The following is a 6,626-nucleotide window of genomic DNA, read 5'->3' on the forward strand; positions in this document are numbered from 1 at the left end:
GTTTGGGGGTGCGGATGCTCTGGTGACACCCCCGAGCGTACCCGCGCTGGCGCGCGGGAACGACACATCGTCCTGATAGTGCAACGCAGGTTCTTCGCGGTAGAGCAGGTTAAAGTCAGTCACCCATTTCTGCACGCCACGGTGTTCCGGGTACTGCAGCAAGTACCCATCCAACTGCTGATCGTGATTCCACTCGCGCCACTGACCAACATCTATAAAACGTGAACGAACACAGCAACTCTATCGACGGTAATTCTCGACGGCAATTCGTTGCGTGTCCGGGTCGGCGGGTAAAGAGGCGTTAGTGATATAACAGTCACTCTTCGTGAATAAACTATCGGGCTGACATCCGATTAAAATGGCAACCCGATATAGCCACTTTTCAGAGACACAACTTGCGGAGAGTAGAATCCTCACCTTCAGCTAACATGCTCAATCCTATATGCTCTTTCTACCGAGCGACCAAGGATTTCATCTTTATATCTCACCAGAAAACTAACTTTGATCTCGGTTTTCCCTAAGAACATACGAACAGGCATTTTCCACTCTATCGACTCGGTCGTATTGGTGACGACATGATCCTCGCTTGAGCCCGAAGGGCCGCCTGTAATTTTTACCATGCTGACAACCACTTGCCCCACGGCGATTCCTTCATAAGGCTTTACGAGGTGAGTCACATGGGTGTCGGACGGTTCGATTCTGACGATATTGCCTACTGCCCCGAGGATTTCAGGCGCTGGAAGTTCCAGCGATGTTTTAGACTCTTCCTTTAAGTTGCTCATACAAACTCCTTCCATAAAAGTTATAGAACGACAGTTATTACAGAACATAAAGCGGTGCTGTACCATCAACGACCGCAAAATCAGTAAAACTGAAAAAACAATGAGCGTCTACTGTCAGATGTTACAGGTATATACCAGTGCAACACATCGCAGGGGCAACCCGCAGCTGCGAGTTGCTCACTCACCGACATCACTGATTGCGAGTCAATCCTCCGGTCGCAGAATCAACACCGCCAACGGCGGCAAATTCAGCACCAACGACAACGCCTGGCCGTGGCTGCCCTCCTCTTCGGTAAACACACCGCCGCCATTACCGTAATTGGAGCCGGCATAGATCCCTGCGTCGCTGTTGATCACCTCACTCCAGCGCCCGGCAAACGGGACACCCACCCGATAGGCCGGACGCGGCACCGGCGTGAAGTTGGCCACCACCAACACCGGCCGCCCTTCCTTGCTCCAACGCAGCCAGGCATAGACGCTGTTGATTGCATCGTCACCGATCAACCATTGGAAACCCTGTGGCACATCGTCCTGATCGTGCAGCGCCGGTTCTTCGCGGTAGAGCTGATTGAGGTCACTCACCAGCTTCTGCACACCGCGGTGTTCCGGGTACTGCAGCAAGTACCAATCCAGTTGCTGATCGTGATTCCATTCGCGCCACTGACCGAACTCGCAACCCATGAACAGCAGTTTTTTGCCCGGATGTGCCCACATGAAACTCAGGTAAGCGCGCAGGTTGGCGAACTTCTGCCAACGATCACCGGGCATCTTGTCGATCAACGAATGTTTGCCGTGTACCACTTCGTCGTGGGAAATCGGCAGGATGAAACGCTCGGACCAGGCATAAACCAGACCAAAGCTCAGCTCGTTGTGGTGATGAGCGCGGTACACCGGGTCCTGCTGAATGTAATGCAGCGAATCATGCATCCAGCCCATGTTCCATTTGTAGGCAAACCCCAACCCGCCTTGTTGCGTGCTCTGACTGACACCCGGCCAGGCCGTGGACTCCTCGGCAATCACCAAGGCACCGGGCGCTTCGAGGGCGACCACATCGTTGAGGTGGCGGACGAAATCGATGGCTTCGAGGTTCTCCCGACCGCCGTGACGATTGGGCACCCATTCGCCCGCGTTGCGTGAATAGTCGCGATACAGCATCGAGGCCACTGCATCGACCCGCAGCCCATCGACGTGAAAATGTTTGAGCCAGTGCAACGCCGACGCCAGCATGAAGCCGTGCACTTCGGTGCGTCCCAGGTTGTAGATCAGCGTGTCCCAGTCCTGGTGAAAGCCTTCCAGCGGATTGCCGTACTCGTACAGCGCGGTGCCGTCGAACTGCGCCAGACCATGGGTGTCGGTGGGGAAATGCGCCGGCACCCAATCGAGGATCACCCCGATGTCGGCCAGGTGGCAGGCGTTGACGAACGCGGCAAAATCATCCGGCGAGCCATAACGGGCACTCGGAGCGAATTGCGATAACGGCTGATAGCCCCAGGACCCGCCAAACGGGTGCTCCATGATCGGCATCAACTCGATGTGGGTGAAACCGAGTTTCTGCACATAAGGGATCAGGTGCTCGGCCAGCTCGCCCCAGTTGTATTGGCGCGCCACCTCACCGACATCGTCCACTTCGCACTGCCAGGAACCGGCATGCAACTCGTAGATCGACAGCGGCGCGCTCGGGCGTTGGCGCTCGCCACGGGACTGCATCCAGCCCTGATCCTGCCAGTCGATGCGCAACGGCGAGGCCACTTTCGAGGCGGTGTCCGGCGGCAGTTGTGTGGCCAAAGCCACGGGGTCAGCCTTGAGCGGCAGAATCCCGTGGGCGCCGAGAATTTCGTATTTGTACGCCTCACCTGCCTGCAAGCGCGGAACAAACAGCTCCCAGACCCCGGATGGATGACGCAGCCGCATCGGGTGACGGCGACCGTCCCAGATATTGAAATCACCGACCACCGAGACCCGCCGGGCATTCGGTGCCCACACCGCGAAACGTACGCCATCGACACCGTCGACAGCCTTTAACTGCGCTCCCAGACAGCTACTCAGATCCCGGTGATTGCCCTCCGCGAACAAGTACAGATCCATCTCGCCCAACAACGGACCGAAGCTGTAAGGATCCTCTGCGGTTAGCTCCCCGCCTGCCCAACGGGTGCGCAACAGATAAGCCTGGGCCCGGTCGAAATGCGCGACGAACAACCCCGGCACCTCGGTGGCGTTCAAGCTGCCAAGCGCTTCACCGGAGTCACGGGCGATCACCTCCACACTCAAGGCATCCGGCAGGTAAGCGCGAATGAATTGACCGCCCGCCCCATCTGCATGGGGTCCGAGTATCGCAAAGGGATCCTGATGCTCGGCACGCACCAGCGCCTCGATGTCTCGCACTGCCGGCAGCAGCGCTTCTTTCACATGTCCCCGTTCGCTCATGAGGGCTCCTTCATGACTACTCTCCACCGATCTCGGAAAAGGGTTTGAGTCCACTCAACAACCCGTACAGACCGTGCAAGGGTACGGGTAACCAGGTAGGACGATTTTCGGCTTCATACACCACTTCATAGGCCGCCTTCTCCAGACTGAATAACGCCAATGCGGCGTCTTCGGCCTCAGGGTCTTGCCATGCATGAGCAAGACTAGCTGCTGTCTGCCGATACGCCTGAACAAACGCTACCCGAGCCTCACGCAAATAACGTTCCGTCACCCGCTGACGTGCCGCCAGAGTCTGCGCAGTGCCGTCAACCCCCTGTCCATTGAGCGCCACCGCCGCCGCGTAATCGAACGAACGCAGCACGCCACTCACATCCTTGTACGGACTGTGTTTGCCCCTTCGCTCATGCAACGGCCGCGCCGGCTCACCTTCGAAATCGATCAGGTAGGCATCGCCCTTGATCACCAGTACCTGACCCAGGTGTAAATCGCCGTGGACACGCATCTGCAAACCACCCACGGCTTTTGCCGCCAGATCCTGAATGTACGTGAGGACGGTTTTTCTCTGCTCCAGCAAACGTACCACCAATATTTGATCCGTCAGGCTCAACCCGACCTGATGCTGTTTGAGCAATTGCAAGGCACGCTCCAGCTGCGCACTAATCGCTTTCGCCGACGCCTGCTGATCCTTGTGCGTGGTGACGTGCGTCTTGAACGCCGGGTTATCACTGGGCGCCGCCAATAGCCGGTGCATTTCCCCAAGGCGTTGACCGAGCATGCCCGCGAAATCTTTTAATTCACCGAGCGCGTTGTAGTGCTGTTCCTGCTCGGAGATCGCCTCGGCCAACTCATCGCGAATCGCCCGCTCAAGGTTGTTCTGAGTCCATTCCCAGGCATCGCCCTGATTGCTCAGATAACCTTGGGCGATCATCAACAGATTGTCTTCGCCTTGCCCATCACGGCGAATCACCGAACCCAGCAACGGTGAAATATGCCGGAACCCGGCAGCAGTCAGGTAAGCGCCCATCTCCAGCTCAGGGTGTACACCACTGGCGACCTTGCGGATCAGCTTGAGCACCAGACTGCCACCGACTACCACGGAACTGTTGGACTGCTCGGCCGTCAGGTAGCGCACGTCCGGGTCAGCGCCCAGGCCGAGGTTCGCCAGCTCGGCGGTCGGTTCGAAACGAATCTCGCCGTCGCTTGCGGCCAGCACCGTGTGCGCCTGCATCGCCTGCAACACCGCGCGAATGAAGCTGTCGAGACTGAAAGCGTCCGTCACCAACCCCACCTGCCGCCCGCGCCGTACCCGTGCCAAGGCAAGCTGCTGCGGCAATGCAGCGCCGATCTGGTCCTCCGCCAGAAATCCAAACGGCAACTGGTAACGACTGGTCTGACCGTCACTGGCAACTTCTATTTCGCTGAACAGCACCGGATGCTGCGGATCACCAAAACGCACGCCATAAACGATGTGCACTGTTTCGATACTGGAGTCCTTGCCGGCGAACCAACGTCGATTGTGCAGCCAGTCGGGCAGCGCACTTTGCTCCAGAATGGTGCGCGATGGTGCTTCGAGCAGCTCTTCCATGCGCTTTTTCAGTACCAGGGTGGTGAAGTCCGGCAGGCTTTGCGCAGGTTCGACGTGCCAGCTCGGCATCTGGTTTTCCGCTGCCAGCACAAACCAATAGAAGCCATACGGCGCCAGGGTCAGCAGAAAGTTGAGTTGGCCAATCGGCGGGAAGGCATTACCGCCGAGCATTTCCACTGGGACCATGCCGGCGAACGCCGAAAGGTCCAGCTCGGCCGCCTGGGCACTGCGCGAGACATTGGCTACGCAGAGAATGATTTCGTGTTTGTCGTCATCGGCGGTGTACTCCCGCGTATAGGCAAGAATCCGCCGGTTGCTCGGCGAGAGCATTTTCAAGGTACCGCGGCCGAACGCCTTCGACTGCTTACGGATTGCCAGCATGCGCCGGGTCCAGTTCAGCAGTGAATGCGGATCGCCGGCCTGGGTTTCGACGTTCACCGACAGGTAACCGTAGAGCGGGTCCATGATCGGCGGCAGTACCAGACTCGCCGGGTCAGCGCGGGAGAACCCGCCGTTACGGTCGATCGACCACTGCATCGGCGTACGCACCCCATCGCGATCACCGAGGTAGATGTTGTCGCCCATGCCGATTTCATCGCCGTAGTACAAGGTCGGTGTCCCCGGCATCGACAGCAGCAGGCTGTTGAGCAACTCGACGCGGCGCCGGTCACGCTCCATCAGCGGCGCCAGGCGTCGGCGAATACCGAGGTTGATCCGTGCACGGCGGTCAGCCGCGTAGTAGTTCCACAGGTAATCGCGCTCCTTGTCGGTGACCATCTCCAGGGTCAGCTCATCATGGTTGCGCAGGAAAATCGCCCATTGGCAGTTGGCCGGGATCTCCGGCGTCTGGCGCAGGATATCGGTGATCGGAAAACGGTCTTCCTGGGCCAGCGCCATGTACATGCGCGGCATCAGCGGGAAGTGAAAGGCCATGTGGCATTCGTCGCCGTCATCACCCTGCGCCTGTCCAAAATACTGCTGAGTATCCTCCGGCCACTGATTGGCCTCGGCCAGCAGCATGCGGTCCGGGTAATGAGCGTCGATCTCGGCGCGAATCTGCTTGAGCACGTCATGGGTCTCGGGCAGGTTCTCGTTATTGGTGCCGTCGCGCTCGATCAGGTAGGGAATCGCATCCAGGCGCAGGCCGTCGATGCCCATGTCCAGCCAGTAGTGCATCACCGAAAGCACCGCTTTCATGACCTGTGGGTTGTCGAAGTTCAGGTCCGGTTGATGCGAATAGAAGCGGTGCCAGAAGTACTGGCCGGCCACCGGATCCCAGGTCCAGTTGGACTTTTCGGTGTCGAGAAAAATGATCCGCGTGCCGTCGTACTTTTGATCGTCATCGGACCAGACATAAAAGCCCCGCGCCGCCGAACCTGGCTTGGCCTTGCGCGCCCGCTGAAACCAGGGATGTTGATCGGAGGTATGGTTGATGACCAACTCGGTGATCACCCGCAAACCGCGCTGATGAGCCTCGGCAATAAAGCGCCTGGCGTCGGCCAGGGTCCCGTAATCTCTATGCACGCCACGGTATTCGGCAATGTCGTAGCCATCATCGCGGCGTGGCGAAGGGTAAAACGGCAGTAGCCAGATGGTATTGACGCCCAGATCGGCGATGTAATCCAGTTTGGCGATCAACCCCCGAAAGTCGCCGATCCCGTCGTCATTTGAGTCGAAGTAAGACTTTACGTGAACCTGATAAATCACCGCGTCCTTGTACCAGAGCGGGTCATTGCTGAAGGTGGCTGACCTGGATTTCTTCGCCATTGGAAACTCCTGCTGAATGGGTTAACCGCAGCCTTTGTGGGGGGGGGGGGGGGGGGCGCGGGCCCCCC

3 protein-coding genes and 1 pseudogene are annotated in these 6,626 nt (G+C 58.4%); all 4 read right to left on the bottom strand.

Annotation, left to right across the window (positions count from 1 at the left end; translation table 11 throughout):
* A pseudogene (locus NTD87_RS17555) lies at window positions 1–213 on the bottom strand (hypothetical protein); the annotation flags it as partial.
* A gap of 206 nt (window positions 214–419) precedes the next feature.
* Window positions 420–782: a hypothetical protein gene (locus NTD87_RS17560; RefSeq protein WP_262115298.1), complete on the bottom strand. Its 363-nt coding sequence runs from the start codon at window positions 780–782 to the stop codon at window positions 420–422.
* 204 nt (window positions 783–986) lie between these two features.
* Entirely contained in the window at window positions 987–3,206 is a 2,220-nt protein-coding gene (gene glgB / locus NTD87_RS17565; protein ID WP_262115299.1) for a 1,4-alpha-glucan branching protein GlgB, read from the bottom strand.
* 16 nt (window positions 3,207–3,222) lie between these two features.
* On the bottom strand, window positions 3,223–6,558 hold the full coding sequence (gene treS / locus NTD87_RS17570) for a maltose alpha-D-glucosyltransferase (protein WP_262115300.1): 3,336 nt from the start codon (window positions 6,556–6,558) through the stop codon (window positions 3,223–3,225).
* Between the last annotated feature and the right edge of the window lie 68 nt (window positions 6,559–6,626).

Source organism: Pseudomonas sp. 6D_7.1_Bac1, assembly GCF_025465945.1.
In the GTDB taxonomy this organism is placed as follows: domain Bacteria; phylum Pseudomonadota; class Gammaproteobacteria; order Pseudomonadales; family Pseudomonadaceae; genus Aquipseudomonas.

Excerpts from the sequence above, each read along its gene's own strand:
- NTD87_RS17560 (WP_262115298.1), bottom strand. The coding sequence starts at position 782 with ATGAGCAACTTAAAGGAAGAGTCTAAAACATCGCTGGAACTTCCAGCG.
- glgB (WP_262115299.1), bottom strand. The coding sequence starts at position 3,206 with ATGAGCGAACGGGGACATGTGAAAGAAGCGCTGCTGCCGGCAGTGCGA.
- treS (WP_262115300.1), bottom strand. The coding sequence starts at position 6,558 with ATGGCGAAGAAATCCAGGTCAGCCACCTTCAGCAATGACCCGCTCTGG.